Genomic DNA, 26,956 nt, shown 5'->3' with positions numbered 1-26,956 from the left:
TTTATGGCAGCATCCATTGCAATCATTGAATAGTATTGAGAAAAAGCCAGGACCTAATAATCCTTCTTATGAATTAGGGAACAACATGGATTCCATTTTATAGAATTAAAGATATGGGTGTCCAGGCAAAATCAAAATTGAGTTAAGCCTAACCAAGCTTCAGCAGCGCGATAATTTAACCAACTCTTTTCATCTTCGTCATATCCAGATTTTGCTATTAAATTTCCTGGGTTTAATTCTCCCAAAGGAAATGGATAATCACTACCTAAAGCCACTTTTTCAATTCCAAATAATGAAATTAATTTATCGAGCATATCTGCATCATGTACTAGTGAATCTACCCAAAAACTTCCTAAATATTTATCCGGATGATGTGGATTATCAATTGCTACTAAATCTGGCCTGACTTCGAAACCATGTTTAATTCTGCCATAGGAACCAGGGAAGGAGCCTCCTCCATGTGCAAATGCAATTCGTAGTTTTGGATATTTTTCAAATACGCCACTAAAAAGCATACTGCAGATTGCCAACGATGTTTCTGCAGGCATTCCAACCAACCAAGGAAGCCAATATTTTGGCATTTTTTCTTTTGCCATCATATCCCAAGGATGCACAAATAAACATGCATCCATTTCTTCCGCCGCTGCATAAAATTCATTTAACTCCGGTGCATCTAAATTCCAATCATTAATATGGGAACCGATTTCAATTCCTGCTAAACCCAATTGATTTACACAGCGATCCATTTCCAAAATAGCAAGTTGCGGATCCTGCATAGGTAAAGTACCCAATCCAATAAATCGCTCTGGAAATTGACGAATGACCTGAGCTATATGATCATTTAAAAATCTGGAAACATCATAAGTATCTTTTGGCGACGCCCAATAAGAAAACAGGACCGGAATGGTACTAAGTACTTGTATATTTATTTTTTGTTGGTCACATTCAAGGATGCGTTGTTTAGCATCCCAACAATTGCTTTCTATTTCACGGAAAAATTTTCCATCGATCATCATTTTAGCTTTACAAGAGCTGTGATGGTCTAAGTTTATAAAACCACCATATCCAAATTTTTCTGCCCAGGAGGGTAGTTTTTCAGGGATGATGTGGGTATGAATGTCTATGCGTTTCAAATGTATTTAAATTATGCAATATGATTATAATAGAAACCTAAAGTTCGCTTCATTTCAGTTGGTAATTCTGGTAATTCAGATCTTGGTATTAAAAGTGTTGAAATATTATGAAAGTCAATAAAAATCTGATGTTTTTTTACTGTTTCCATTAAATATTCATGTCCTGAGGATCCTCCGGTTCCAGATTTTCTACCAAGCATACGCATCACCATTTGAGAATGTCTATAGCGCCAACTTGTAAGTAGTTCATCCATTTCAGTAATTACATTCAACAATCTATAGGGCAATTGTAAAAGTGGTTCTGTACCATATAGTTGAATTAATAAGGCAGCAATAGTTGCTTTAAATGATAACCGAATTTTACCTTCCGTAATTTGTTGATTGTGAAATTCTTCATTGAAAATATTTACAAAAAAAGTATTTGTATCTCCATTCATTTTTAAACGCATGGTTTTTTCCTGTTCTGAAAGATAATCTGAATTTTGAATGGCATCCCGTTCTCGTTGCAACATATTTTCGACAGCATGCATATATTTAGTTTTAAAATCAAAACCAGTTATTTCAATGAATGGAGTTCGCTCTAACCAGGATTCTATCATGGTAAATAAACTCGAAGAAGATTCCAATTTGATGATTTCTTCTTGTTGTTCTTGAGAAAATTCGTGGTAATAATGATAAGGTGTGTAACTGATTCGTTTTTCAAGACGGAGTCCAAGCATCACTTCTAGTTTCCGGAACTGAAAACTTTGAAACCCTGAAGCCGGAAACAAGAAAGATCTGAAATCTAAAAAATCCAGGGGAGTCATCGTCTCAATCACCCGAATTTGTTGAATTAGTAATTTAAGAATTTCATTAACGCGTTCTAAACGAGAAACTGCTACGTCAATATTTTTTTCATCCACATGATTGCTTTTGAAAAGATTCATTACCGAACCTGTTTCATGCAATATTTGTTTAAACCAAAGTTCATAAACCTGATGGACAATGATAAACAATGTTTCTTCATGGGCTTCTTGTCCTAATTCTTTACTTCTCGGATTTTGAGCATCCAAAATTTTTTCCAATCCCAGGTAGGAACCATAATGTATAGAACTATATTTTTTTTGTGAACTCATAAAGGTTTGTATGCGGTTACTTTAATTTCAATTAATAGGTGTGGATGTGGCAATTGATGCACAGCCACCGTAGTTCTTGTTGGTCCGTTATAATCAAAATAGGAATTATAGACTTCATTATAGACTTTAAAATCATTCATAGATACTAAAAAGCTGGTAACATCTACAATATCATTTAAATCTGCTCCAACGCTTTTGAGAATATCCCGGATATTTTCGATTACAGCGATGGTTTGTTTTTTTATATCCAGATTCGTTGTGCCAAATTCATCTACTTCAACACCTTCAAAGCTATTGTCTGCCCGACGGCTACTGGTTCCTGAAATAAATAGAAAATCTCCAGCCCTGCGGACATGTGGGAACTTACCACGGGGTAAAGCTTTCCCGGATACGACTTTGGATTCATCAGACATAGGTTCAAAGATAGGAAGCACTATTGACTCTAATATAATATTCTGTATTGGTTTGTTTTATTTGCCTAAAAGAATTTTAAAGGAAAAACGATTTGAAATGGAATTTTAGAATCCTTACTAAAGTTATACTAACACCCAAAGCGCAAATTTGCATGGTTGAACTTTTAGTTTAGTGCTTTTCTTCCTTTTTGTTTTCTTTTTAATAAAAGTATAATTTTTAGCCTGCGAAATTTGTAAAGAAATGATTTTCAATGTATTTTATTAATTCAAGAAAGCTTGCTTAGGTCCATTAACTTTTTAAAGACCTCAAAACGAATCATCTACTTCATCATCTTCTGCAACTTCTGCGAAAGATAATTCCACGCCAGAATTTATATATCCACACCATTCACAATTTGGTTTTCCACAACCTGGAGTAAATATGCGGTTCTTTATTTTTTCATAAGTTTCTACAATTAAACCTTCTATAAGTTGAATATCCTCCGCAGTGGGCAGGATTTCTTTCTTCTCATAGGTTTTATCAGCAGTTTGATTGACAAAATAAAAAACGGATGATGTGGTTGAATTTTTATAACTAGAATGATTTTTTAATAATATTGAATAGAAAACCATCTGTTGCCAATACGATGAACCCTGTGGATTTGAAGTATTTGGAGCTTTGACTTTTGTTTTTGGATCTGGCTTTCCAGTTTTATAATCAACCACCCGGATGCCATCTTTAAGCCAATCGATCCGATCTAATTTTCCGGAAATTGGGACAGACTTAAATTCAGTTTTGATCTTTTGTTCAATTTTGATATCAATAGCTTCTTTCCATTCTTCTGCAAACATTTTTAAAAATCCTGGCAAAACCGCTTTGCCTTCTTGGAGGTAATTGGCATATTCTTTAGTTGTAAAATGAGATCGATATTTTTCCATTCCTTTTTGAAAATAATGTAGAATGGTATCAAATTTATTCTGTAGGAGCTGTGCCCGATTTCGCATAAATAATTCAAGGGCAAGATGTACTGCATTTCCAAATCCTAAGGGAGCAGTTCGGGCGCCAGGTATCTGTAAAACTTTTTCATAATAAAAACTCAAAGGGCATTCCAAATATTTATTTAATGCAGTTGGATTTAAACTAAAATACTCTAGAAATTTTTCAAAATGTTGATCTTCGATTCTTTCATAGTTTTTTTTCATCGGACTAAGATCAATAACAATTTTATCAATAAGATCATTTTCATTGGTCTGATGAATTCGAAAATCAACGAGTTCGCTTTTTTGCATTTCAGCTACATATCGACAAACCGTATTGTCTTTTTTTTCAGAGGCTCTAGGATAGGATAGGTAAATTCCTTTTCGGGCTCTCGTTAAGCCAACATAAAACAAACGTCGATTGTCTTCTTCTGTATTGACATCGGAATTCACGTATTGATCTGGAAGTTTGTATTTATTAGTATCTTTTTGATTCCAGTTTTGATGTGTATTATTAATCATAAATACATAGTCATATTCCAATCCTTTGGAACCATGTATGGTTGATAAAACCACTCCTTTTTTAGTTCCAATAAATTGTGTATTTGGAAGCTGGATTGCATTATTTTGGTATTCTTCAAGGAGGTCTATAAATTCCATTAAAGTCATAAGCGGATTTTTTTGTGTCTCCGCTTTTAAAAATTCAAAAAACGCATTTAAGACTTGAAGTTGTTGAATTTTTTCTTTATTATTTAAGATGAAATCTAAGACATTGAAATCAGTCAATATTTTTTCAAAAACACCTTGAGGTGTAAAATCAAGTATTTGTTTTCGAAGCTCATTCAGTTTCTGCGAAAGTTTTAGACAGGTTTGTATTTCTTTGATTCCTGCAACTTTTAAAGCAGGCTCATTTGCCAATAAATTGATAAGCGAAAATTCGGGTGGGAATTCAGTTTTATCAAACCAATCTTTCTTTTTTGATTGGAGATACCAGGCTAATCTTGAAATATCCTCAACGGGCAAATGGATATATGGAGCATGCATAATTTTAAATAAGAGACCATCCTGAGTAAATGATTCTTGATATTCTTTACTTAAGTATCTTAAAATGTTTAAAATATGTTGAAGTAATAAGTCATTTAAAATGTTGATCTGTCGATTCGTTTGATAAGAAATGGTATTCGCTTCAAACCATTTTATAAAGGCTTCCGCTTCTTTATTTTTTCTAAATAGTACAGCAATTTCTTTGCCTTCTACGCCTTCCTTTAAGAGATCCTGGATTTGCTGGCATACATCCAGAATTTCAGATTTGGAATCGCTGCATTCTGTAAAGATTGGACGTAAACCAGCATCACCATTTGAACCTGCCGCAATTAATTTTTTTACTAAACTTACATCCGAATGCACGAGTCTTTCCTGATTATGCTGGATTACGGAATCGGCTGCATCCAGTATTATTTGTGAAGAGCGATAGTTTTCAATCAAAACAATTTTTTGAGGTTGATATTGCATATCAAAATCAGTCATATTTTGCACATTCGCACCTTGAAAACGATAGATAGCCTGATCATCATCTCCAACAGCAAATATATTGGCAGTCTCAAAATAAGATAGTAGTTGAAATAGTAATTTATTTTGAGCTCCGTTGGTATCCTGATATTCATCTACTAAAACATATTGATAGATTTCTTGGTACTTTGCCAATAAAGAATCATCTGTTTCAAATTTTTCTATAACCCAACGGATCATATCTTCATATTCATAGCGCTCTAATTGATCAAGTTCTGCTTGATATTTATGATATAATTGTAGCGCTGATTTTGTTCGATCAAATTTTCGGCAATATTCGGTATAATCCTTTTGTTTAAAGTCACCAGGATTATGGATTCCAGATTTTCTTTTGTAGAGTCGATCTGGATTGGATTTTTCTTGTTCCAGGTGAAGATCAATATCGGTGAGTATTTGGAGAGGATTCCAATTTTCTTTTTTTAGGGTACTGAAAAGATCTTGTAATTTCCAAAATTCTGTATTGTATTTTCCATTATATTTAAATAAAATATCCTTTCTATCCAATCCCTCCATTATTTTCAGAAGCAATTGATTTTTTTCCAGCTCAGAAACTACTTCGTAGTCGCTATATTGGTTAAATGAATCTGGATTTTCACGAATGACGGTATTGCAAAATGAGTGAAATGTACATATTGTAATTTCATAGGCAGTGGGACCAATGAATTGTAGGAGTCTTTGTCGCATTGCTGTTGCTCCGGCCTCAGTGTAAGTAAGACACAAGATATTTTTAGGATTGGCGTCTGTTTGTAAGAGAATATTTCCAATCCGAATTGCAAGTATTTGTGTTTTTCCTGTTCCGGGTCCAGCGATTACCATTAAAGGTCCTTCAAGAAGATCTACGGCTTCTTTTTGACGTTCATTTAATTTCTGATATGCTTTTTCAAAATCAGGGGAACTTTTTATAATGGTACTCATGATGTAAATAGCCAATTTAAGAATCCAAATAATTTTAACAAGGTAAAGATCATAATGCAGATTAAGAAGCGGTAAGCCCAGGTTTCTGCATTTGGTATTTTATTGGCATAATGTGCTGTGAGCCATCCCCCTAGGCCTTGACCAATCGCAATGGTTAAACCAATTTTCCAGTTTACCATTCCGAAATAATGAAAAATACATAAAGCAATTAAAGTATAACCACTTACCATTAAAATTTTCAAAGCATTTGCTTCCAGGATGGGATACCGCATATAAAATACCATAAAGGCTAATAAAAAAATGCCCATGCCCATTTGAATGAAACCGCCATAAAATCCAAACGCAAAAAACATAGGTATGTAAATCCAGGGAGACATGGTAATTTCTGGTAATTCTGAATGCGATAGTTTTTTTCTATGAAAAACCATAAACACAAATAGCGCAAGTAATAAAAATTTATATACCAGGGTAAAACCATTTGCAGAAATTCGAACCGCAACCAAGGTTCCAAAAATAGCACCTGCTACACCCCATATTAAAAATTTCCAGGAAGAAGCTAAGGGTATTTTACCTGCTTTTTTAAATGCCTGCAAACTAGTTAGTCCTTGTACTACAATTCCAACCCGATTGGTTCCGTTCGCAAGTCCTCCAGGAAGACCCATTACTTCGGTCAGAAAACCTAAAGTGATTACCGAACCATTGCCAGCTAATGTATTAATACAACCTGCTATAAAACCGCCGATGATCGCAAAACTAATCTCATAGAGACTCATCAGTAGAAATTTTTTGGCACAATTCTATTAATACACCATGTGCTGATTTTGGATGCACAAAACAAACTAATTTATTATCTGCGCCAAGTTTAGGTTGCTCTTGTAAAAGCGTAAACCCAGCCTCTTTTAATCTTGTCATTTCAGCATAAATATCATCCACATCAAATGCAATATGATGGATTCCTTCTCCGTGTTTTTCGATAAATTTTGCAATCGCACTATCCTGCTGTGTAGATTCTAAAAGTTCAATTTTATTTTGACCCATCTTGAAAAATGAAGTCATCACTTTTTCTGATTCAACCAGCTCTTGTTTATAGGAAGCAGTATTTAAAAGTTTTTCATAAAGTGTATTTGCTGTTTGTAAATCTTTCACGGCGATGCCAATATGTTCAATATAGTTCATTGTAGATATGGATTTATAGCATTTTCTAATTTAGAGCAAGAATTATAATTTTATATTTTAGGATTGCCACTGCAGCCTATCCTTGAATTTACGATTTTATTTTTTGTACTTCATTTTAATTACACAAACCACCAACCTAAAATTAACACTAATACAAATGTAAATGCTAATAATATGCTATAAACAGAACATAATAGAATTCCTTTGAATATAGTTTTTCGCCAACTTTGTTCATAATTAGTTTTCATTGCTTTTAATAAGTAAACAAACAATCCAATGGAACTAAAGAGGTAATATTCTTCAGGAACATTTATAAAAATATTGAAAAATAATAGAATTCCGATGCCTATGAATACAATCGTATGTAAATGAATTGAAAAAATTAAATATTCGTAATAATTTTTCTTTCTTCGAAAATAAAACCCGGTCATCATGAAAGCAAATAATGGCATAAGAAAGAATAATGACCCAGACATGAACTTTAATATTTTTGCTTTAAAGTTTTTTTCAAAATTTTCGTCCGCATGATAAGATTTTATTATTTGTTTTAGGATGGTTCTTGATATGTATCCGGGACTGCCCATATGCGCCAAAATAGTAGAGTCTATTTGTTCTGGACTTGCTGTTTTTAGTTTCTCTAAATCTTCATTCGTAATATTATATTTTAAGTTTCCAAAATTTAAAATTGTTGTGGAGTCTACATCCTGGATCTTATTAGAATCAAGATTATGAACTTGTGGTAATTCCTTTTTTGTTCGGATACTATCAAATGAAAGACTATTTTCTTTATTATTTTTAGGGGTTATAATTGTATCTTCATTTGAATTATAAATGGATGGTATTTGTAATAAAACAAAAAAGACAAAACTTATAAAGATATAAAGCCTGATTGGTGGCATGTAGCGAGCCCGTTTATTTTCATTGTATTCTTTGGTAATTTTACCTGGGTATTTTAACAGGGTAGAGATCGTTGCAATAAATTTTGAATCCAGATGTAATAAAGACTCTATTAATTCAGCTATATAATGTTTAATGGGTTGATTGGGGCTGTGGTTTTCTTGGCCACAATTGGGGCAAAAATTTTCACCAGGATCAAAGGTATATTGGCAATTGGCACAAATCTGTTGCCTAATTTTACGGGACATCAAGCTTACATTATTAGGTAAAAATAAAAAAACCACAGTAAAGACTGTGGTTTTTTTATTTTTATAATAACTTTAAACAAGCTTATTTTATACCGAATTCATTCTTGATTTTACGTACATAATCTAATTTTTCCCAAGTAAACAGCTCGACTTTGACCGTTTTTTCATTTGGCTTTCCTTCGTTAAAGATTTTAGTTACGACTTCATTTTGTCTACCCATATGGCCATAAGCAGCTGTTTCTGAATAAATTGGGCTGCGAAGTTTCAAACGTTGCTCAATTGCAAAAGGTCTCATATCAAATAATTTTTCAATCTTTTTTGCGATTTGCCCATCGATCAATTTTACCTTCGAAGTTCCATAGGTATTTACATTGAGCCCACAAGGTTTAGCTACACCAATTGCATAAGACACTTGAACTAAAACTTCGTCACATAATCCAGCTGCAACCATATTTTTTGCAATATGTCTTGTGGCATATGCTGCAGAACGGTCAACTTTAGAAGGATCTTTACCGCTAAATGCACCGCCGCCATGGGCACCTTTTCCACCATAAGTATCTACAATAATTTTTCGTCCGGTTAAACCTGTATCGCCATGTGGCCCTCCAATAACAAATTTACCAGTTGGATTTACATGGTATATAATTTCATTGTTAAATAGCTTTCTAAGGTGAACGGGAAGTTTGCGTTTAACTCTAGGAATGAGTATATTAATTACATCATCTTTGATCTGCGCCAACATCGTTTCGTCCGCTTTATCCTGTGCCCGAATTCCTTTCCCAGGTTTTACAAAGTCATCATGTTGCGTAGAAAGTACAATGGTATCTATACGGATCGGTTTATTATTGTCACCATATTCTATCGTCACCTGGCTTTTAGCATCCGGTCTTAAATAGCTCATGATCTTTCCTTCTTTACGGATTTTAGCTAGCTCTTCTAAAAGTTGGTGAGCTAAACTTAAAGCAAGCGGCATTAAATTTTCTGTTTCATTATTGGCATACCCAAACATCATACCCTGATCGCCAGCTCCTTGTGCATTTGCTTTAGACTCAAAACTCTGTTTTTTAACTTTCCGGTCAACTCCCCGATTGATATCCGCGGATTGCTCATGGATGGCTGAAAAAATACCACAGCTATTTGATTCAAACATATATTCCGAGCGGGTATATCCAATTTTCCGGATTACCTCCCGTGCAATTTCCTGTACATCAAGATATGCTTTGGATTTTACTTCGCCAGCTAAAACTACCTGACCTGTAGTCACCAAAGTTTCACAAGCTACTTTGGAGTCTTTATCATAGGCTAAGAAATGATCAATTAAAGCATCTGATATCTGATCAGCGACTTTATCTGGATGGCCTTCAGAAACAGATTCAGATGTAAATAAATACGGCATAGATTTAGTTTTATGAATAAAGTTGCAAAGATAATCGACGTATCATAAAAATTCAGATATTTAGGAAGGCAACTACTTTTCCAAAAACTTCGTATTTATTCTTAAATTGATTGTTAATAGATTCTTACATTTACACAAAATCAAAAAAAATGGGAAGCTTAAAACCGTATTCTGGGTCATTCGGTAAACCCGAATTATTACACCTGCTGAGGAGGACCTTATTTGGAGTCAGTAAACCAGATCTTAATTATTTTAAGAATAAAAGTCTTAATGAAGTACTTGATATACTCATACCGACAACTCCTAAATTACCAGATCCACCAGTAAGAGCATATTATAACAATATAGACCCTACAAAAGATACGCTCGATAAAATTAATAATAATGGGGTAATTGAAACGGTGGTTAAATGGGGGGATACCTGGATTGCTAAACCAGTTCAAACAAATTTCCTCGCCAGTTCAAACAATAATCGCAGAAATAGTTTAAAGCAATGGTGGACAGGTTTACAAATTCATCAAAGCCAAAATGTTTATGAAAAAATGGTTTTGTTCTATCAAAATTTATTGGTTACAGAAGATGCTGTCATTGAAAATGCCAATACCATGTATAATACCCAAAGCTTATACCGAAAACACGCATTTGGCAATTATAAGCAATTAATAAAGGATATCACTTTTGATGCAGGCATGTTGCGCTATTTAAATGGTGAAAGAAATACTAAAAAAGCCCCAGATGAAAATTTTGGACGGGAATTGCAAGAGTTATTTTGCGTAGGCAAAGGTCCTGGATCTGCATATACGGAAGACGATGTTAAAGCAGCTGCCCGAGTTATGACAGGATGGTATGTGATTTATCGGGAAAAGGTAAATGGAGTAGACACCAATGTGATTTCTAGACCAGCGTTTAATAAAGCAAATCATGATATAGATGTTAAAACATTTTCAGCATTTTATGGCAATACAAGTATTGCTCCGGATATGACAATTACAGATCCATCTCCATTTCTAACGATTGACGAGAAACGGGCTTTTGTGGAAGTCGATACAATGATAGAAATGATTTTTGCTACTGAAGAAGTCTCAAAATATATATGCAGACGATTATGGAATTATTTTGTGTACTATGAAATTACACCGGAAATTGAGTCTGAAGTGATTGAGCCATTATCTGCAATATTCAGACAATATATAAATGACAAAGATCAAATGAAATATGTTATTCGCGCATTGTTTAATTCAGATTTTTTCTTCAAAACTGAACATCGTGGATGTATGATTAAAAGTCCAATTGATTTTAATGTTGGGATGGTTCGTCAATTTGAATTTCCACTACCAAATGCCAGTCAGCTTGAAGCTCAGTATTATATGTGGAACATCATTAGAACTTATTGTTTTAATGCCGGACAAGATATCAATGATCCACCGAATGTAGCTGGATGGCCTGCATATTATCAAACGCCTTCATTTCATGAAATTTGGGTAGATACGGCAACTTATCCTGTAAGGCAAGGATCCTATACTGCAATTGCAAAGTCAAATTTTGCTTTAAATAAAAACAATACCTATGATGGTGCAAATAGTCCTTCCTATGGTTTTATTACAAAAATTAATTTTATAGAATTCGTCAAGAAATTTGAAAATCCTTCAGATCCAAATGCATTAATTGCAGAAGCCACCGAATTAATGTTAGGGGCACCTGTTTCACAAGCTGTTAAGGATGCTTTAAAGACCAATTATTTATTGTTGGGTCAAAGTACAGATTATTATTGGACAGATGCATGGGAAGTTTATTTATTAAATCCCGGTACTTCAGATCCAGAAGCGAAACGAGTACCTGCTATGCTTACGGATTTATTTACCTATCTATTATCATCTGCAGAATATCATCTGTGTTAATCTTAATTCTTAATCTCCTTTAATTCAAAATATATGAAAAGAAGATCCTTTATACAAACTGTTCCCGTTGCTGTCGGTGGAATGACAGTAACAGCATATGGAAATAATCCTCTATTATCTGCATTGACTTCATCCCTTACTGATACAGATCGAGTCTTGATAATTGTGCAACTCAATGGTGGAAATGATGGTCTAAACATGGTAATTCCATTGGATCAATATAGTTCTTTATCAAAAGCAAGTATTCGGCAAAATGTTTTATTGCCAGAAGACAAGGTTTTAAAATTAGCAGGTACAAATAATGCAACGGGTTTACATCCTTCTATGAATCGCTTATATGATTTATATGAAAATGGAAAACTTAGTGTAATCCAGGGAGTTGGGTATCCTAAATTCAGTTATTCACATTTTCGTGCTACAGATATTTGGATGACTGGTGCAGAATCCACGGAGTATTTAAATTCTGGATGGGCAGGCCGTTATTTAGCGAATGAATTTCCAAATTATCCAGTGGGATTTCCAAATTCAGTAATGCCTGATCCATTGGCAATCCGAATCGGTGGAAATGTCGTTTTGGGTCTTCAAAATCAAGGAGTACCTATGGCGATTTCCATTACGAATACGAATGACCCATTAAATCTTACAGGTAGTTTATTTTCTGATCCCCCTACAAGCAATTACATGGGTAAAGAATTGGCTTATGTAAGAGAAGTGCAAAGACAAACCGATAAATTTGGAGACTCTGTCAAAGGAGCAGCTGATAAAGGACTCAATAAATCAAGTTTATATCCCAAAACTTCAGCAGACCCAGGCTACACTTTAGGGACCCAATTAGCAATTATAGCTAAATTAATAAGTGGAGGGATTAAAACCCGGATTTTCTGGGTAAGTACAGGTGGCTTTGATACCCATTCAGCGCAAGTAAATGCCAACGATCATACGATAGGAACCCATGCCAATTTGTTGAAGGGGGTTTCGGATGCCATTGGAGCTTTTATGGATGATGTTAAGCTGTTGGGCTTTGAAGATCGAATTACGGGGATGACGTTCTCAGAATTTGGAAGGCGAATTATATCTAATGCATCTGGCGGAACAGATCACGGTGCTGCACAACCTATGTTTGTTTTTGGAAGTAAAGTGGTCGGTGGAGTTGTTGGAAAAAATCCAATTATTGATCCAAATTCAACAGCCAATTCAAATCTTCCAATGCAATATGATTTCCGTTCAGTTTACGCTTCCATATTGGCAGATTGGTTCTGTGTACAGCAACCAGATTTGGATCAGATTTTATTGAAAAACTACCAAAAACTACCAATTCTTGATCCAGGCAATTGCATACCTACCTCTGTACATGAGGAAAATAACCGTTTGGGTGAAAACTTAGTATACGCATATCCTAATCCGTTTGTCCAATCCACTAAGATAAAATTTGAAACTAAAGGCGGTCATACGATGATTCAGATTATTAACAATGAAGGATCTGTGATTAAAACGCTCATTGATCAGGACTTGCAAGCTGGTAAATATGACGTAGACTGTGATTTGGAGGATGCAGCAGCTGGAATTTATTATGTAAGAATCCAAAATCAAACATTGCAACAAGTAAAACCGATGATGAAAGTCAACGGATAAGAAGTATAGATTTCGATAAATTATAAAAACCCTGGCCTTATTAGCTGGGGTTTTTATTTAAAGTAAAATATTCATTGGCAATTTTAAAGAATTAAACAGAATCTCTATTTCAGAATCAGAAATCAATTTTTTTAGCATTTAGCGAATGTAAGGAGGAGGATTAATTTTTTAATCTGAAAAGGATTTTCAAGCGATATTCAACATTTTTTTAATTTTATGGCTTGCTTTTAATAATACACAAACATATTTTATGGAATTTCTATCAAATCCTGATATCTGGCTTGGCTTTTTAACCTTACTTGCATTAGAAATTGTATTGGGCATTGACAATATTATTTTTATATCTATTCTAACCAATAAATTGCCACTAGAGCAACAAGACAAAGGAAGAAAATGGGGGATATTTTTAGCGCTGTTTTCAAGAATTGCCTTATTATTTTCAATCTCTCTGATTATGGGATTGACAGCAACGATTTTTACCATTTTTGAAAGAGAAATATCGGGAAGAGATTTAATCTTATTATTGGGTGGATTATTTTTAATTTTCAAAAGTGTGAAGGAAATTCATCATAAAGTCGAGGAATCACATGATGAAGAAATGAATTTACCAAAAAAGGTAAGTTTTGCCTCTGTCATTTTTCAAATTGTATTAATTGATATTGTTTTTTCTTTGGACTCTGTGATTACCGCAGTAGGAATGGTAGACCATTTAAGTGTTATGATCGCTGCTGTAGTAGCATCTGTATTTGTCATGTTGCTTTTGTCAAAATCTATTTCCGATTTTGTGCATAAACACCCTGCAATTAAGATTTTAGCATTAGCCTTTTTGATAATGATTGGTACTGCATTAGTTGCTGAATCCTTAGATTTTCATTTCCCAAAGGCATATATTTACTTTGCAATGGCATTTTCTGTTGGAGTGGAAGTAGTGAATATTAATATCGGAGCGAGGAGAAAGAAATAGAAAATCACACCATATTATTTTATTAGATACGAGACGTTTAGCTCGCAAATTTTAAAGCATTAGAATGACATTCTGAAAGTTTTGTCAAGCTTACTATTCAAATTTAAATGGATTGACTAATAATATTTTTTGGGTTAATAAATTTTTATTCGTTATCTAAATACTTGATGTTTTTAATTAGATTCATACTTTAATACGAAAAACCTAAAGATTACCTGTTGTTGGAAGTTGCAAATTCAGGCATTAAAGAAGGTTCAAGTCAAGATTAAAAGTAGGATTTGATGTCCTTAAATTTTGAAAAGTTCTTCAAACCATCAAGCCTAAACAAGATATAAATTATAAATCAGGACGCATCTTTTAATTTCCAACTGTACCACTTTTTCTGATTTTTATTTAGCGTTTATTTAAATTCCATCAATTGCATTACATTTGTTTATGACCAAAATCCATAAATCATATTTGTTTACATTTGGAATCGGAATATTACTTGCTGTTTTTTATTTATTCAACCCCTTCGGATTAGAATTAAAAGCCCTCAAGGTTATTACAGTTGGAATTTTCATGATTAGTTTGTGGATACTTGATTGGATCCCTATGCCCGTTGTTGCGCTCATCCCATTAGTAGCATTTCCATTATGGAATATTGAAACCATTCAGGAGACATCAAAAAATTATGCAGATCCAATTATTTTTTTATTCATGGGAGGCTTTTTTTTAGCACTTGCAATTGAAAAGTGGAATTTGCATCAACGAATTGCCCTTCATATTTTAAAAAAAGCAGGAAGTAATGGCAATCAGATATTATTAGGTTTTATGCTATCTACATTTTTAATTAGTATGTGGCTTAGTAATACGGCAACAACTATGATGATGTTTCCAATAGCACTTTCTGTATTGAAAGTGATGGGTCAAAAATATGGTGAATCGCAATTGAAAAATTTATCCATTGCAATTTTATTAAGTATTGCGTATGCATCAAATATTGGAGGGCTTTCAACGATCATTGGCACACCACCAAATACTGCTTTTGTTGGGTATATGCAAGATGAAATGCAGATTACCATTTCGTTTTATAAATGGTTTATAATTTGTTTTCCCTTGGCGCTCTTGTTATTAATATGTCTCTATTTTATGTTTACTAAATTTCTTTTTCCAAATCAGATTAAATCAAATCCTGAAATTGATCTATTCATTCAGGAACAATTAAATAAATTGGGTGTTTGGACGCTATCAGAAAAAAGGGTTTTTATTATTTTTTTAATGACCGCTTCACTCTGGATGACAAAAGATCTGATCGTTGGTATTTCAGGATTAAGGATTAACGATACAATCATTGCTTTGTTAGCAGCAATAGCTCTGTTTTGCACCCCTTCTGGTGTATCGAACGTGGGTGATCCTGGAATAAACAATCCTGAAGAGGAAAATACAAATGTTATGAATAATCTTTTGGATTGGAGAGATACGAAGAATATGGCCTGGGGTATATTGTTAATGTTTGGTGGAGGATTGGCATTAGCTAAAGCAATGGAAAATGCCGGTGTCATGAAATTAATCGGCGAAGGAATTGCAAATTATGCACCAGATAATCGATTTTTATTAATTTTATTAGTTGCAACTATTTCAATTTTTTTGAGCGAAGTAATGAGTAACATCGCACAAGTTATTGTCATGGCGCCGATCTTAGGTTCTTTGGCAATAGCGATGGGAATTTCTCCTTTAGTGATTGGATTACCAATGGCACTAGCTGCAAGTTGTGCTGGAATGTTGCCGATGGGAACGCCACCAAATGCTATCGTATTTGCTAGTGGTAAAATTCCGCTAAAGCGAATGTTAAAAGCTGGATTTGTTTTAAATTTAGTTTGCATTTTGATAATCAGTCTTTTTTGCTATTTTTTACTTTGATTATTTCATTAGAAGAAAAAATTGATTATTTAAATGGGATCCTACTTTATTAAATTGTTATGAATTAAAGTTTACCATCTAGGGTACTGAAATTTGATGCAATTGGCAATCAATAGAATTGAGCTTGAAGAATTAAATGAAGATCTTTATAAGCACAAGAATTCAGAATTCAATTGCATTCAGAATGGTGGAATACGAAACAAGGCAGATTACCCTACTGGCTCGAGCTATAAATGATTCAAAAGCATAAATCCTATATCAAAATTGGATTTCGGAGGTCGATCAACTCCCAGATCCTGAGATTTGCTTACTATCTAAAAAAAAAGGGGCAACCCGTTCAAAGATGCCCCTTCGATCCATAGATAGGGTTATTTTGTATCCATGGCAAAAGCTATGTAAAGCTAAAACGATCTGAAGCTTAGAAATCCAGTGTTTAAAAATATTTGCAAAAGCAGGGTAGATGATATACCATTATTTCTGTTATATATAAGTAGTTAATGGATAAGCTGCTTTAAAATAGGAATTTAACTAAAGTTTGCGTATTTTACTAAGAACCAAACTCCACTGATTTTAAATGGGTGTTTAAAATTAATTTTGAGCATAGGAATCTTATTTAGCAATGGATATTCAAAGCTTTAGTAGCTCAATTTTTTGTCAGGATTTTATGGGTTTTGATCTGCCGGCAATATTTCAAGTCCTAAATTTTATAAATCAATAGTATTTTTGCATAAAATTATAAAGATGGCAAGTAATCATGAAATCGACTACCGGATATTCGGAGAAGAGATGCAATATGTTGAAGTTGAGCTAGATCCAGGTGAAACCGCGATTGCTGAGGCAGGTTCCTTTCTAATGATGGAAGACGGTATTCGGATGGCAACTATTTTTGGAGATGGAACCCAACAGGAAACTGGTTTTATGGGCAAAGTGTTTTCTGCAGGAAAGCGACTTTTGACGGGTGAAAGTTTATTTATGACAACCTTTACTAATGAAGGTGGTGGAAAAGCAAGGGTGAGTTTTGCTTCTCCATATGCAGGTAAAATTATCCCGCTTGATCTTAGTTTATTAGATGGAAAAGTAATTGCTCAAAAGGATTCATTTCTTTGTGCAGCCATGGGCGTATCTATAGGTATTGAATTACAACGTAAATTAGGAACCGGTATTTTTGGAGGCGAAGGTTTCATTATGCAAAAACTGGAAGGGGATGGAATGGCTTTTGTTCATGCCGGGGGATTCGTCAAAGAATTAAATTTAGGTGTTGGTGAAACACTCCGGATAGACACAGGATGTGTCGTAGCATATACCAATAGAGTTGATTTTGATATCGAATTTATTAAAGGGATTAAGAATATGGTTTTCGGTGGAGAAGGACTATTTTATGCTGTTCTAAGAGGACCTGGAAAAGTCTGGATACAATCTTTGCCAATAAGTCGACTCGCTGCCCGTATTATGCAATATGGAGGCATGAGAAGAAAGGAAGAAGGTAGTATACTTGGAGGTTTAGGAAATATATTAGATGGTAATTAATTTTGTACTTCTGCAGTAGTCATTAGACTTTTGCTTTCTTGTAAACAGGCACCGTAGAACAAGGTTCTCCAAACATAATAGAGCTTGCATATGGTTTTAAGAGTCGGGTAATTTCTAAATATGCCGAAGCTGGAACTTCTTTTTCGCTGCAACCTTTAATGACTATTTTAGCATCCATGTATTCTTTTGGATCTATGGATTTTATTTTTTGACGATAAAAGTTTCGTAAATATTCATCTTTGTTGCCATACGCCACATCCAAAGCAAAGGATTCTGCGTGACTTGCAACCAGCATATATGCCCAAGTAGGAATTATTGCATCGGTTGAACAAAAAACAGTTAAATAACAATTCTGATATTGATCCCAATGATGCTCCTTTAGTGCTTTTCGAAAATCCATTTCTTTGAGTATTAATCCTTGAAATAGATAGTCTTTTAAATCAAATTCTTTAATTTCATGGTTAGGAAAGAAATCTTCCAGCTTAATGGTAACCAGTCCACTCTGGTTTACCCGATTTATTAAAATGGGTTCGCTATTCATTTTCGGATTCTAGAATAGTTTCACTCGTAGGAACATCCAATGCAACCGTTTCTTCAATTGGAGCGGGTTCACCAATTTCATTTTCAATACTTGCAAAATCTTTCAATTTTGGTAGATCTGCCATATTTTTAAGTCCAAAATACTCCATAAAACGTTGGGAGGTACCTAATAAAAATGGTTTTCCAGGACCTTCTGATCTGCCAACAATTTCGACTAATTCTTTTTCCATTAATTTTTGAATCGAATGGTCTGAATTTACACCGCGAATTTGTTCGATTTCTGATTTCGATATAGGCTGTTTATATGCAATAATTGCTAATGATTCCATTGCTGCTTTTGATAATTTTTTTCGATTCGTTATCTTAATGTGTTCAGCAACTACTTGAAAATGAGCTGGTTTTGATAAAAATTGGTATCCTCCAGCAATTTCTTTTAGCTCAATTCCAAAACTATCATCGCCATAGCGTTCTGTAATCTGAAAAATAGCATCCTCGATTTCATCGACACCCAAACTTACAGAAAGACTATTTTCAATACAATATTTTATATCAGCAGGCGAAATAGGTTGTGGTGATACAAACAATAAACTTTCAACAGCAGGTATATACGGATTGGCACTCATAAGCGCAAAATTAGATAGAATAACAGGGAAAGGAATGAAAAGTTATAAGAGAATTTTGAAATTCAATTTTTATGACCAGGTTCCGAAGCGAATCCACAGCTTTAGCATTTGAAATGTTTATGAAAATATGGTTTGGATTCAATTTAGAACGGATTCCGTTGAGAACCATAATTTATCAATTCTTCTAATTTGCTATTACCGCTTTTAAAGTCCTTAATTTTACAGACTATAGAATAAAAAAAGATCTCAGGTGGATTCTGTGTTTTTATGTTTAAATGTGCTTAAATAATTATATATAAACATTTTATATATTACGTTATTTTATAATTAAAAGATTTTGATAAGGGCTATCTTTGATTTCAATAAATCCATATTTCAGATTCGAGTGTTTAAACTATATTGAGTCGATTAAAAATACACTATGAGTAAGTTTAAAACCATTTATGTATGTTCCAACTGCGGGGTAACATCACCAAAATGGGTGGGAAAATGTCCATCCTGTGATGAATGGAATACATATATAGAAGAAGTTACAACCAAAGAAACGAAGTCATCCTCAAAAAATGCCTGGAAAGAACTTGCACAAGGATCCAGTAAATCTATGTCTTTAAGTCTTGAAGATATTCATATTGAAGATATGGAGCGAATTACCACCGGGGATCCTGAATTAGATCGTGCTTTAGGAGGTGGCTTGGTAAAAGGTTCAGTTACTTTATTAGCAGGCCAACCTGGTATTGGTAAATCAACATTGTTACTTCAAATGGCACTTTCTGTCAATGTTGACAAGGTATTGTATGTATCTGGGGAAGAAAGTGAACAACAAATTAAATTAAGAGCAGAGCGTATTCAAAGATCTCAAACTTCTTGTTTTTTATATGCTGAAACGAATATCCTTTTAATTTTAGCGGAAGCTGGTCGTTTAAAACCCGGCTTACTAATTGTTGATTCTGTTCAGACTTTAATTTCTGATGAATTAGAATCTGCGCCAGGTACTATTTCACAAATTCGGGAATGTAGTCACCAATTGATAAGATATGCAAAGGAAAATGAAACTCCGGTATTTATTATCGGGCATATTAATAAGGAAGGCGACATTGCGGGTCCTAAATTATTAGAGCATATGGTCGATACGGTCCTCCAATTTGAAGGAGATCGCTTATATGCATACCGTATGTTGCGCACTTTAAAAAACAGATTTGGTTCAACAGATGAAATGAGTCTTTATGAAATGCAATCTAATGGTTTACGTCCCATTACAAATCCATCGGAACTTTTATTGTCGCAACATGAAGAAAAATTAAGTGGCTCGGCAATCAGTGCAACGATGGAAGGTCAGCGTCCATTATTGATTGAGACACAAGCTTTGGTTGGAGCTGCTGTCTATTCAACTCCGCAGCGTGTTGCAAATGGTTTTGATGCCAGAAGAATGTCATTACTGTTGGCAGTTTTAGAAAAGCGATGTGGTTTTTATTTTGGCCAACAAGATGTCTTTCTCAATCTTGCAGGAGGTATTAAAATCAGTGATCCTGCTTTGGATCTGGCAGTCATTGCAGCCATGATTTCATCTCTCGAAGATAATGCCTTGCACCGGCAAATTTGTTTTGCAGGAGAAGTTGGGCTATCTGGTGAAATACGCGCCGTTTCTAAAATCGAACAACGTGTACAAGAAGCTGCAAGACTGGGCTTTAAAGCAATTTGTTTGTCTAAGTATAATTTAAAAGGATGGGATCCTGAAAAGTATAAAATTAAAATTGTTCCATTAGCTACGGTGAATGAATTATATGAGAAGGTATTTTCTAAATAATGGTTGTATGATAAGTTAAATTTTAGTTTATTTTGCTAAACTATGAAATCTTAAACGCTCCAAATTTTCGTTGTTTCAGTATTAAAAAAGCTTAGAAATGAAGTCCATTTGTGTTTGTATGCTGGCTTTTTTATGCATTTAAAATGAACATAGCTATTTGATCTTCTTGATTTTTACATTCGAAGTGGCAACAGTAATTTGCTTCTTCAGGTTTGTAAATTTTATTATTCCGATTCAATGCTCATCTTTGCATTTTATGTTCACTAAGAATCGATTGTTTTCCACAGCCTCCAAATTATCCCATTTAACGGATGCACAACTTATATGGGTTGCACTGCTAATTAGTTTGCCAGCTTTTTTAATACATCTTGGTGCTGTTGCATTTATAGGGGATGAGGCAATCCGTAGCTTAGTTGCCTACGAAATGAACCTATCTGAAAATTATTTGGTCCCTACTTTAAATGGAGAAGCTTATTTTAATAAGCCTCCATTATTTAATTGGTTTATTATCCTGATGTCTGAATTATTTGGATTTTATGGAGAATGGCCTACCAGAATGGTGACGATTTTCTTTTTAAGTTTATATGCCTGGACGATATTTTATTTTATTAGAAAGCATTTCGATCAATTGACAGCCATATCAATGACATTCATGATGCTTACATGTGGAAGGATTTTAGTTTGGGATAGCATGTTAGGTTTGATTGATATTTGCTTTTCCTTCATAGTGTATTTGAATTTTATGGTGATTTACCATTATCGCCAGAAGGAAAAGTGGCTGCCTTTATTTATTCTTTCATATTTACTTTGTTCGATAGCATTTTTGTTAAAAGGAATACCCGCAATTGTTTTTCAGGCTATATCTATAGTTACGGCTTTGTATTTATTCGGTGAATTAAAACTAAAACTTTTCTCAAAGGAGCATTTAATAGGTATACTCATCGGGGTCATTCCAATTTTAGTGTATTATTTTAGCTATGCCTATTATGTTTCACTCCACACGGTGATTCAGGTTTTAATAGAACAATCAATGCAGCGCACTGCTACACATCATGGATTGTATAAAACGTTTATTCATTTGTTTACATTTCCATTTGAACAAGTGTATCATTTTCTTCCATGGTCGGTTTTACTTGTGTTTATTTTTCATCCAAAGTTTTTAATTTGGGTAAATAGTCAAGCATTTATACGATTTAATTTTTGGATGATGGTCGCTAATTTACCGGGTATATTGGTTGTCAGTCGAAGTTTATCCAAGATATCTTTTAATGTTTGTACCAATGTTTAATATTACTATGTTTTACATTTTGCAGCAAACTAAATTATTAAATTCATGGTATTGGAATCGAATTCATATTTTATTTTTAATATTTCTTTTAATTGCTGCAAATTTTATTTTATTTTTTCCTTTGGATTCTAGAATACAATATGTTGATGGGGTTCTATGGATTTGGTTAGCGAGCACTATACTTATTATTTTTGCAATTCTTGGACTCCTGGGTGACGAGCGAAGGATGGTTTTGTGGTTTGCAATTGGGATCTTAATTTTGCGATTAACATTTAGTGCGGTCGTATTGCCAATTAGAGCACAAACTTGTTCAGAAAATAAATGTCGGGAATCCTGTTTGGCGATGCGTACTAAATATATAGGAAATACGTGGTATATTTATGACACTACCCAAATTCATCAGGTGGCAAGATTTTATACAACCTATTTTGGTAGTGAAATTATTAGAAAAACAAAAGATCCCGAAATAAAAAATGGAATTTATTTAGTAGATTTAAATTTGTATCCTGATTTTAAAGGAAGAATTGTTGATACACTTCTTCTTGAAAAAGGAGAGATCATTCAACTTATGAAAAATGATTAAAGAATGCAGCTGAAATTATCTATTGTTGTTTGTGTATATAATGAAGAACAGAACATTCTTCCATTAATTGAGAATATTAATCGGGCAATTCAGGACATTGATTATGAAATATTATTTGTGGATGATGGATCTACGGATTCAACATTGCAAAAATTAAAGCAAATACAAAATAGTCGATTAAAGATTATTGAGTTTCGAAGAAATTATGGTCAAAGTGCTGCCTTGGCAGCAGGTATAGAATATGCAACTGGAAATTGGATAGCGACCATGGATGGTGATTTGCAAAATGATCCTGAGGATATTCCCAGAATGTTGAAAATTGCAGAGGAACGCAACCTGGATATGTTAGCTGGTATTCGGCAAAAAAGGCAAGATGGTTTTATGCTGCGAAAAATACCTAGTAAAATTGCAAATTGGATGATCCGAAATGCATCGGATGTGCATCTTCATGATTATGGATGTACCTTAAAAATATTAAAAGCAGATCTTGCAAAAAGTCTTGGAATATATGGTGAATTGCATCGCTTCATTCCGGTTTTAGCAGATCTTGAAGGAGCCCGAATGGATGAAACGCCCGTGAAACATCATGCACGTACTTTTGGCTCTTCGAAATATGGAATTAATCGAACCATGCGTGTTTTTAGTGATCTATTATTAATTTTATATTTGAAGCGGTTCAGGCATAAGCCTATGCATCTATTTGGTGGATGGGGGGTATTATTGACAGGACTTGGTTCTGCTATTATGTTTTATTTATTAGGTGAAAAATTATTAGGACATGATATTTGGGGTCGACCTATATTAATTTTGGGTACCATATTAATAATGGCTGGTTTGCAATTAATCGTACTTGGTATTTTATCAGAAATGCAAGTGCGAACGTATTATGAATCCCAGGGTAAAAAAACGTATCGGGTACGTCATATTTATCAAAATGGATTGCGCAACACATGAGTGTCAGAATTCCAAAAATACGAATTCCGGGATGGTTTAAAATTTGTCTTAAAATAGCCGTTTCGATTGCCATTGTTTTACTTATTTTACGAAAAATTGATGAGCGATTATTATTTGAATTAATTCGTACGGCAAATCCAGGATTTATTTTATTAGCAATATGCTGGTTTATAATATCAAAATTAATTTCTGCGATTCGATTTAGTGGATTTCTTCAAACCCAGGGAATAATGCTTACAGTGAAGCAGAATCTTCGTTTTTACTGGTTAGGAATGTATTATAATTTATTATTGCCTGGCGGTGTGAGTGGAGATGGATATAAAATAAAAGTATTGATGGATACTTTCAATAAACCTTTTAAGAGATTGTTTTCAATCTTGCTGATAGACCGGATTACCGGTGTGTTCGCTTTACTTCAAATCTGTCTTTTGATGTTTCTTTGGATACCCCAATTACAAGGCTATTCCTATATTTGTTTTCCAGGTTTGATTTTGAGTTTTGTGGGTTTATGGTTAATTTTTAAATGGTTTGGTGAGAATTTATCATCTATATTATTGAAAACGAGTTTACAGTCTTTAGGCGTGCAAGGGGCTCAAACCTTAGCTGCATTAGCACTGGTATTTGCCTTAGGACAACAATCACAATGGGCTGGATATCTAATTTTATTTTTAATTTCATCCCTGATTGCCATGGTTCCATTTACTATTGGTGGTGCCGGAGCAAGAGAACTTACATTTTTATACGGTGCAAGTTATTTAGAACTTCAATCTGAAAAAGCGGTAGCCATAGGATTTTTATTTTATCTGATATCTACTGCTGTATCTTTGTTTGGAATGATTTTTAGTTTTAAGAGAGGAGTATTAGAAAATTAGTGCGCAATGAAAATTTTGGTTACTGGTGCAGCTGGATTTATAGGATCACATGTATGTGAACGTCTATTGAAACAAGGACATGAAGTCATTGGTATTGATAATTTTGATACTTTTTATAGTCTGGAAATTAAAGAGCAGAATATTCAATATTTAAATACACAAAGTAATTTTAAATTATATAGGATAGACATTCGCAATGTGGAAGCGCTCTATGAAGTTTTTTCAAATAATCAAATACAGGCAATTATTCATTTAGCCGCAAAAGCTGGTGTCAGACCTTCCATATTGCAGGTTCACGATTATATGGAAGTGAATGTTTTGGGATTAACGAATTTGTTAGAATTATGCAAGACGTTTCAGGTAATGCGATTTATTTTTGCATCCTCTTCTTCAGTTTATGGCAATCAGAGAAAAACTCCATTTGAAGAAACAGATGATGTCAGTTTTCCAATATCTCCATACGCAGCCTCCAAACGAAGTGGTGAATTAATATGTTATAGTTATCACCATTTACATGCAATTAAAATTGCTTGTATGCGATTATTTACAGTGTATGGTCCTCGACAACGACCCGATCTTGCTATTCATAAGTTTATTGAATTGGCTATGCGAAATGAGCAAATAGAATTGTATGGGATTGGAGACACGATGCGTGATTATACATTTGTATCAGATATAGTTTCAGGAATCGAAGCGATTACTATGCAACCCGGTTTAGAGTTTGAAATTTTTAATTTAGGAAATGGGAATCCAATTAGTTTAGTCGACATGGTGCGAGGATTAGAAGTGGCTTTGGATAAAAAGATACCTATAAAATATATTGAAAAGCAGGCAGGTGATGTGGATCAAACGCATGCATCCATTCAGAAGGCGGCTGACTATTTTGGTTATAAGCCACAAGTAAGCTTTGAACAAGGGATCAAACAATTTGTCGATTGGTATCGGAAATGACTTATTGACAGTATTATTCAATTGAATTATTATTGTCAATTTTGTTTTAGTGCCTGCATTTTTTAGAATTGGACAAACGGTCTTTCAATAGTGTATTGAAATGGGATTAAAGATTAAAGAAAATGCTAGTCAATGGAATGTGAGGCCATCCATTCAAGTTGTTAAATATTAGACATGGAAATGGGAAAATTTGACGCCTTTATTAAAACAAGTTCTATTGAAAACTTCAAATAACGAGAATAAAATTGATGCACGGGAGTCCGAATATTTGTACACAAATCATTCTCAAATTCCGGATGCAGGGATTGGATTATTTACTGCTATTGATATTTATAAAGATGAAATTATTGCAATTTTTAAGGGAAAAATATTAACCGATGCTGAAGCAAGGAGACGAGCAAAGGACGGAAATGATAGATACTTTATTAATTTGCTAAATGGAAGTATCATGGATTCGATGAACGCAAAGTGTTTTGCTAAATATGCAAATGATGCCAATGGATTATCAAAATCGAATTTTAAAAATAATGCGGTTATAACCTTAGATGATAATGATAAAGTTTGTATTGTGGCTATTAAAAACATAAAGGCAGGTGAAGAATTATTTTGTAGTTATGGTAAAAAATATTGGAAAAAGCATAGTTGAATGATTGTTTATATGCATGTTTTTTATCATGATCGTTCTGGATCATCCAAGGAAAACTATTTGCACAATTTAGTACTTACATAAAGAATAATGTGAACTTGTATATTCAAGATGGTTTCAAAGAGTATATTGAGGTTAAATATATTGGCAGAATTCAATTCGTCAGAAGACTTTAATACATTTCAATTTGCTATGAATCATATTTCAAACTGATATATATCATGCTATTGCTTCGGTTTCTGGTGATATTTGTTAAAATTGAAGTATATGGACCAAACGCATATTCACCTGATAATTACTCACCTTCCGATTTTTGGTTCTATTTTAGGTGGGTTTGTACTGGCGCATGGAGTCTGGACAAAAAGTAATCAAACAAAAATTGCTGCTTATAATCTTTTTATTATTTCCTCCATTGGCGCTGGAATTGCCTATTTAACTGGAGAAGCTGCAGAAGAAACTGTTGAAAATTTACAAGGTGTTGTCGAAACAACCATAGGGCAACATGAAGATTTTGCATTGTTTGCGTTAATTTCATTAATTGTGCTTGGACTTTCTTCTATTTTAGGGTTATATCTGACTTTGAAGGAATCTCTATTGACAAGAAAAATCGCATTTATAATCTTATTGGTTTCTATAATTAGCTTCGGATTGGTGGCCAGAACAGGCTATTTAGGTGGCCAAATTAGACATACTGAAATCAATTCTTCAACAAATGGTAATCCAACACAAATGGAGAAGGGTGGTGACGAAGATTAATTATTGTAACTCAGCTTCAAAGACAATTGTACAATAAAACATCCTTTCCTTTTTGACATTAATTTTTTTTTTGCTTAAAGTCATGACCTGCAGTTGGATGCTGAATTTCAGTCTATGAAGTAACTTATGGAAGCAAAAAAATTCTATTGTTTCTCGTTTTATTAATTTGTTTGAGTTTTGGGAATAAAAGCGTCAAT

General features: G+C 33.8%; 23 protein-coding genes. 13 read left to right on the top strand and 10 right to left on the bottom strand.

Annotated elements, in window-relative coordinates; translation table 11 throughout:
• Window positions 1–131 precede the first annotated feature (131 nt).
• The 8 genes from IPO86_14800 to IPO86_14765 all read right to left on the bottom strand — a co-directional run bounded on the left by IPO86_14800 (window position 132) and on the right by IPO86_14765 (window position 9,819).
• Window positions 132–1,139: an amidohydrolase gene (locus IPO86_14800; GenBank protein MBK9729375.1), complete on the bottom strand. Its 1,008-nt coding sequence runs from the start codon at window positions 1,137–1,139 to the stop codon at window positions 132–134.
• A gap of 5 nt (window positions 1,140–1,144) precedes the next feature.
• Complete coding sequence (locus IPO86_14795) at window positions 1,145–2,248, bottom strand: hypothetical protein (GenBank protein ID MBK9729374.1); 1,104 nt, start codon at window positions 2,246–2,248, stop codon at window positions 1,145–1,147.
• On the bottom strand, window positions 2,245–2,661 hold the full coding sequence (locus tag IPO86_14790; protein MBK9729373.1) for a RidA family protein: 417 nt from the start codon (window positions 2,659–2,661) through the stop codon (window positions 2,245–2,247). The genes IPO86_14795 and IPO86_14790 overlap by 4 nt, the downstream gene beginning before the upstream one ends.
• Window positions 2,662–2,967: 306 nt before the next feature.
• Entirely contained in the window at window positions 2,968–6,102 is a 3,135-nt protein-coding gene (locus IPO86_14785) for an ATP-dependent helicase (protein ID MBK9729372.1), read from the bottom strand.
• Window positions 6,099–6,875, bottom strand: a complete 777-nt coding sequence (locus IPO86_14780) for a sulfite exporter TauE/SafE family protein (GenBank protein MBK9729371.1) — start codon at window positions 6,873–6,875, stop codon at window positions 6,099–6,101. The genes IPO86_14785 and IPO86_14780 overlap by 4 nt, the downstream gene beginning before the upstream one ends.
• Window positions 6,862–7,278: a methylmalonyl-CoA epimerase gene (gene mce / locus IPO86_14775; GenBank protein ID MBK9729370.1), complete on the bottom strand. Its 417-nt coding sequence runs from the start codon at window positions 7,276–7,278 to the stop codon at window positions 6,862–6,864. The genes IPO86_14780 and mce overlap by 14 nt, the downstream gene beginning before the upstream one ends.
• A 119-nt stretch (window positions 7,279–7,397) precedes the next feature.
• Window positions 7,398–8,423 (bottom strand): DUF3667 domain-containing protein, encoded by a 1,026-nt coding sequence (locus tag IPO86_14770; GenBank protein MBK9729369.1) that lies wholly within the window; start codon window positions 8,421–8,423, stop codon window positions 7,398–7,400.
• 82 nt (window positions 8,424–8,505) lie between these two features.
• A complete protein-coding gene (locus tag IPO86_14765; protein ID MBK9729368.1) occupies window positions 8,506–9,819 on the bottom strand; it encodes a methionine adenosyltransferase in 1,314 nt (437 codons plus the stop codon).
• 149 nt (window positions 9,820–9,968) lie between these two features.
• Between IPO86_14765 and IPO86_14760 the strand changes: the two genes are divergently transcribed.
• From IPO86_14760 to IPO86_14740, 5 genes are all read left to right on the top strand, one after another.
• Complete coding sequence (locus IPO86_14760) at window positions 9,969–11,717, top strand: DUF1800 family protein (GenBank protein ID MBK9729367.1); 1,749 nt, start codon at window positions 9,969–9,971, stop codon at window positions 11,715–11,717.
• Between the two features lie 33 nt (window positions 11,718–11,750).
• Complete coding sequence (locus IPO86_14755) at window positions 11,751–13,349, top strand: DUF1501 domain-containing protein (protein ID MBK9729366.1); 1,599 nt, start codon at window positions 11,751–11,753, stop codon at window positions 13,347–13,349.
• Between the two features lie 250 nt (window positions 13,350–13,599).
• Window positions 13,600–14,313 (top strand): TerC family protein, encoded by a 714-nt coding sequence (locus IPO86_14750; GenBank protein MBK9729365.1) that lies wholly within the window; start codon window positions 13,600–13,602, stop codon window positions 14,311–14,313.
• Window positions 14,314–14,748: 435 nt separating this feature from the next.
• Entirely contained in the window at window positions 14,749–16,215 is a 1,467-nt protein-coding gene (locus IPO86_14745) for a DASS family sodium-coupled anion symporter (GenBank protein MBK9729364.1), read from the top strand.
• Between the two features lie 741 nt (window positions 16,216–16,956).
• Window positions 16,957–17,742, top strand: coding sequence for a TIGR00266 family protein (locus IPO86_14740; GenBank protein ID MBK9729363.1), 786 nt, complete (start codon window positions 16,957–16,959; stop codon window positions 17,740–17,742).
• 22 nt (window positions 17,743–17,764) lie between these two features.
• On the opposite strand, the gene IPO86_14735 is transcribed toward IPO86_14740, so the two are convergent.
• A complete protein-coding gene (locus tag IPO86_14735; GenBank protein MBK9729362.1) occupies window positions 17,765–18,283 on the bottom strand; it encodes a DUF2480 family protein in 519 nt (172 codons plus the stop codon).
• The gene (gene scpB, locus IPO86_14730; protein MBK9729361.1) at window positions 18,276–18,905 is read right to left on the bottom strand and encodes an SMC-Scp complex subunit ScpB; all 630 of its coding nucleotides are present in this window, start codon (window positions 18,903–18,905) and stop codon (window positions 18,276–18,278) included. Before scpB ends, IPO86_14735 begins: the two co-directional genes overlap by 8 nt.
• Before the next feature lie 421 nt (window positions 18,906–19,326).
• Here scpB and radA point away from each other — a divergent pair, with 421 nt between their 5' ends.
• The 8 genes from radA to IPO86_14690 all read left to right on the top strand — a co-directional run bounded on the left by radA (window position 19,327) and on the right by IPO86_14690 (window position 26,759).
• Complete coding sequence (gene radA, locus IPO86_14725; protein MBK9729360.1) at window positions 19,327–20,709, top strand: DNA repair protein RadA; 1,383 nt, start codon at window positions 19,327–19,329, stop codon at window positions 20,707–20,709.
• 256 nt (window positions 20,710–20,965) lie between these two features.
• Window positions 20,966–21,997 (top strand): glycosyltransferase family 39 protein, encoded by a 1,032-nt coding sequence (locus tag IPO86_14720; protein MBK9729359.1) that lies wholly within the window; start codon window positions 20,966–20,968, stop codon window positions 21,995–21,997.
• A complete protein-coding gene (locus IPO86_14715) occupies window positions 21,990–22,580 on the top strand; it encodes a hypothetical protein (protein MBK9729358.1) in 591 nt (196 codons plus the stop codon). Before IPO86_14720 ends, IPO86_14715 begins: the two co-directional genes overlap by 8 nt.
• A gap of 3 nt (window positions 22,581–22,583) precedes the next feature.
• Window positions 22,584–23,534 carry a glycosyltransferase family 2 protein gene (locus tag IPO86_14710; protein ID MBK9729357.1) on the top strand — a complete coding sequence of 317 codons (951 nt, stop codon included), beginning with the start codon at window positions 22,584–22,586 and terminating at the stop codon, window positions 23,532–23,534.
• Entirely contained in the window at window positions 23,531–24,406 is an 876-nt protein-coding gene (locus tag IPO86_14705; GenBank protein ID MBK9729356.1) for a flippase-like domain-containing protein, read from the top strand. The genes IPO86_14710 and IPO86_14705 overlap by 4 nt, the downstream gene beginning before the upstream one ends.
• Before the next feature lie 6 nt (window positions 24,407–24,412).
• The gene (locus IPO86_14700; protein MBK9729355.1) at window positions 24,413–25,357 is read left to right on the top strand and encodes a GDP-mannose 4,6-dehydratase; all 945 of its coding nucleotides are present in this window, start codon (window positions 24,413–24,415) and stop codon (window positions 25,355–25,357) included.
• Between the two features lie 217 nt (window positions 25,358–25,574).
• Window positions 25,575–26,003 carry an SET domain-containing protein-lysine N-methyltransferase gene (locus IPO86_14695; protein MBK9729354.1) on the top strand — a complete coding sequence of 143 codons (429 nt, stop codon included), beginning with the start codon at window positions 25,575–25,577 and terminating at the stop codon, window positions 26,001–26,003.
• Between the two features lie 267 nt (window positions 26,004–26,270).
• Complete coding sequence (locus tag IPO86_14690) at window positions 26,271–26,759, top strand: hypothetical protein (protein MBK9729353.1); 489 nt, start codon at window positions 26,271–26,273, stop codon at window positions 26,757–26,759.
• Window positions 26,760–26,956 lie beyond the last annotated feature (197 nt).

The sequence above is a fragment of the Saprospiraceae bacterium genome (assembly GCA_016717265.1).
In the GTDB taxonomy this organism is placed as follows: domain Bacteria; phylum Bacteroidota; class Bacteroidia; order Chitinophagales; family Saprospiraceae; genus Vicinibacter.
Note: the sequence above shows the minus strand (reverse complement) of the source record. Positions and strands in the feature narration are given on the sequence as shown.

Coding starts and splice junctions, on each gene's coding strand:
- IPO86_14795 (MBK9729374.1), bottom strand. CDS start 2,248: ATGAGTTCACAAAAAAAATATAGTTCTATACATTATGGTTCCTACCTG.
- IPO86_14790 (MBK9729373.1), bottom strand. CDS start 2,661: ATGTCTGATGAATCCAAAGTCGTATCCGGGAAAGCTTTACCCCGTGGT.
- IPO86_14785 (MBK9729372.1), bottom strand. CDS start 6,102: ATGAGTACCATTATAAAAAGTTCCCCTGATTTTGAAAAAGCATATCAG.
- IPO86_14780 (MBK9729371.1), bottom strand. CDS start 6,875: ATGAGTCTCTATGAGATTAGTTTTGCGATCATCGGCGGTTTTATAGCA.
- mce (MBK9729370.1), bottom strand. CDS start 7,278: ATGAACTATATTGAACATATTGGCATCGCCGTGAAAGATTTACAAACA.
- IPO86_14770 (MBK9729369.1), bottom strand. CDS start 8,423: ATGTCCCGTAAAATTAGGCAACAGATTTGTGCCAATTGCCAATATACC.
- IPO86_14765 (MBK9729368.1), bottom strand. CDS start 9,819: ATGCCGTATTTATTTACATCTGAATCTGTTTCTGAAGGCCATCCAGAT.
- IPO86_14760 (MBK9729367.1), top strand. CDS start 9,969: ATGGGAAGCTTAAAACCGTATTCTGGGTCATTCGGTAAACCCGAATTA.
- IPO86_14755 (MBK9729366.1), top strand. CDS start 11,751: ATGAAAAGAAGATCCTTTATACAAACTGTTCCCGTTGCTGTCGGTGGA.
- IPO86_14750 (MBK9729365.1), top strand. CDS start 13,600: ATGGAATTTCTATCAAATCCTGATATCTGGCTTGGCTTTTTAACCTTA.
- IPO86_14745 (MBK9729364.1), top strand. CDS start 14,749: ATGACCAAAATCCATAAATCATATTTGTTTACATTTGGAATCGGAATA.
- IPO86_14740 (MBK9729363.1), top strand. CDS start 16,957: ATGGCAAGTAATCATGAAATCGACTACCGGATATTCGGAGAAGAGATG.
- IPO86_14735 (MBK9729362.1), bottom strand. CDS start 18,283: ATGAATAGCGAACCCATTTTAATAAATCGGGTAAACCAGAGTGGACTG.
- scpB (MBK9729361.1), bottom strand. CDS start 18,905: ATGAGTGCCAATCCGTATATACCTGCTGTTGAAAGTTTATTGTTTGTA.
- radA (MBK9729360.1), top strand. CDS start 19,327: ATGAGTAAGTTTAAAACCATTTATGTATGTTCCAACTGCGGGGTAACA.
- IPO86_14720 (MBK9729359.1), top strand. CDS start 20,966: ATGTTCACTAAGAATCGATTGTTTTCCACAGCCTCCAAATTATCCCAT.
- IPO86_14715 (MBK9729358.1), top strand. CDS start 21,990: ATGTTTAATATTACTATGTTTTACATTTTGCAGCAAACTAAATTATTA.
- IPO86_14710 (MBK9729357.1), top strand. CDS start 22,584: ATGCAGCTGAAATTATCTATTGTTGTTTGTGTATATAATGAAGAACAG.
- IPO86_14705 (MBK9729356.1), top strand. CDS start 23,531: ATGAGTGTCAGAATTCCAAAAATACGAATTCCGGGATGGTTTAAAATT.
- IPO86_14700 (MBK9729355.1), top strand. CDS start 24,413: ATGAAAATTTTGGTTACTGGTGCAGCTGGATTTATAGGATCACATGTA.
- IPO86_14690 (MBK9729353.1), top strand. CDS start 26,271: ATGGACCAAACGCATATTCACCTGATAATTACTCACCTTCCGATTTTT.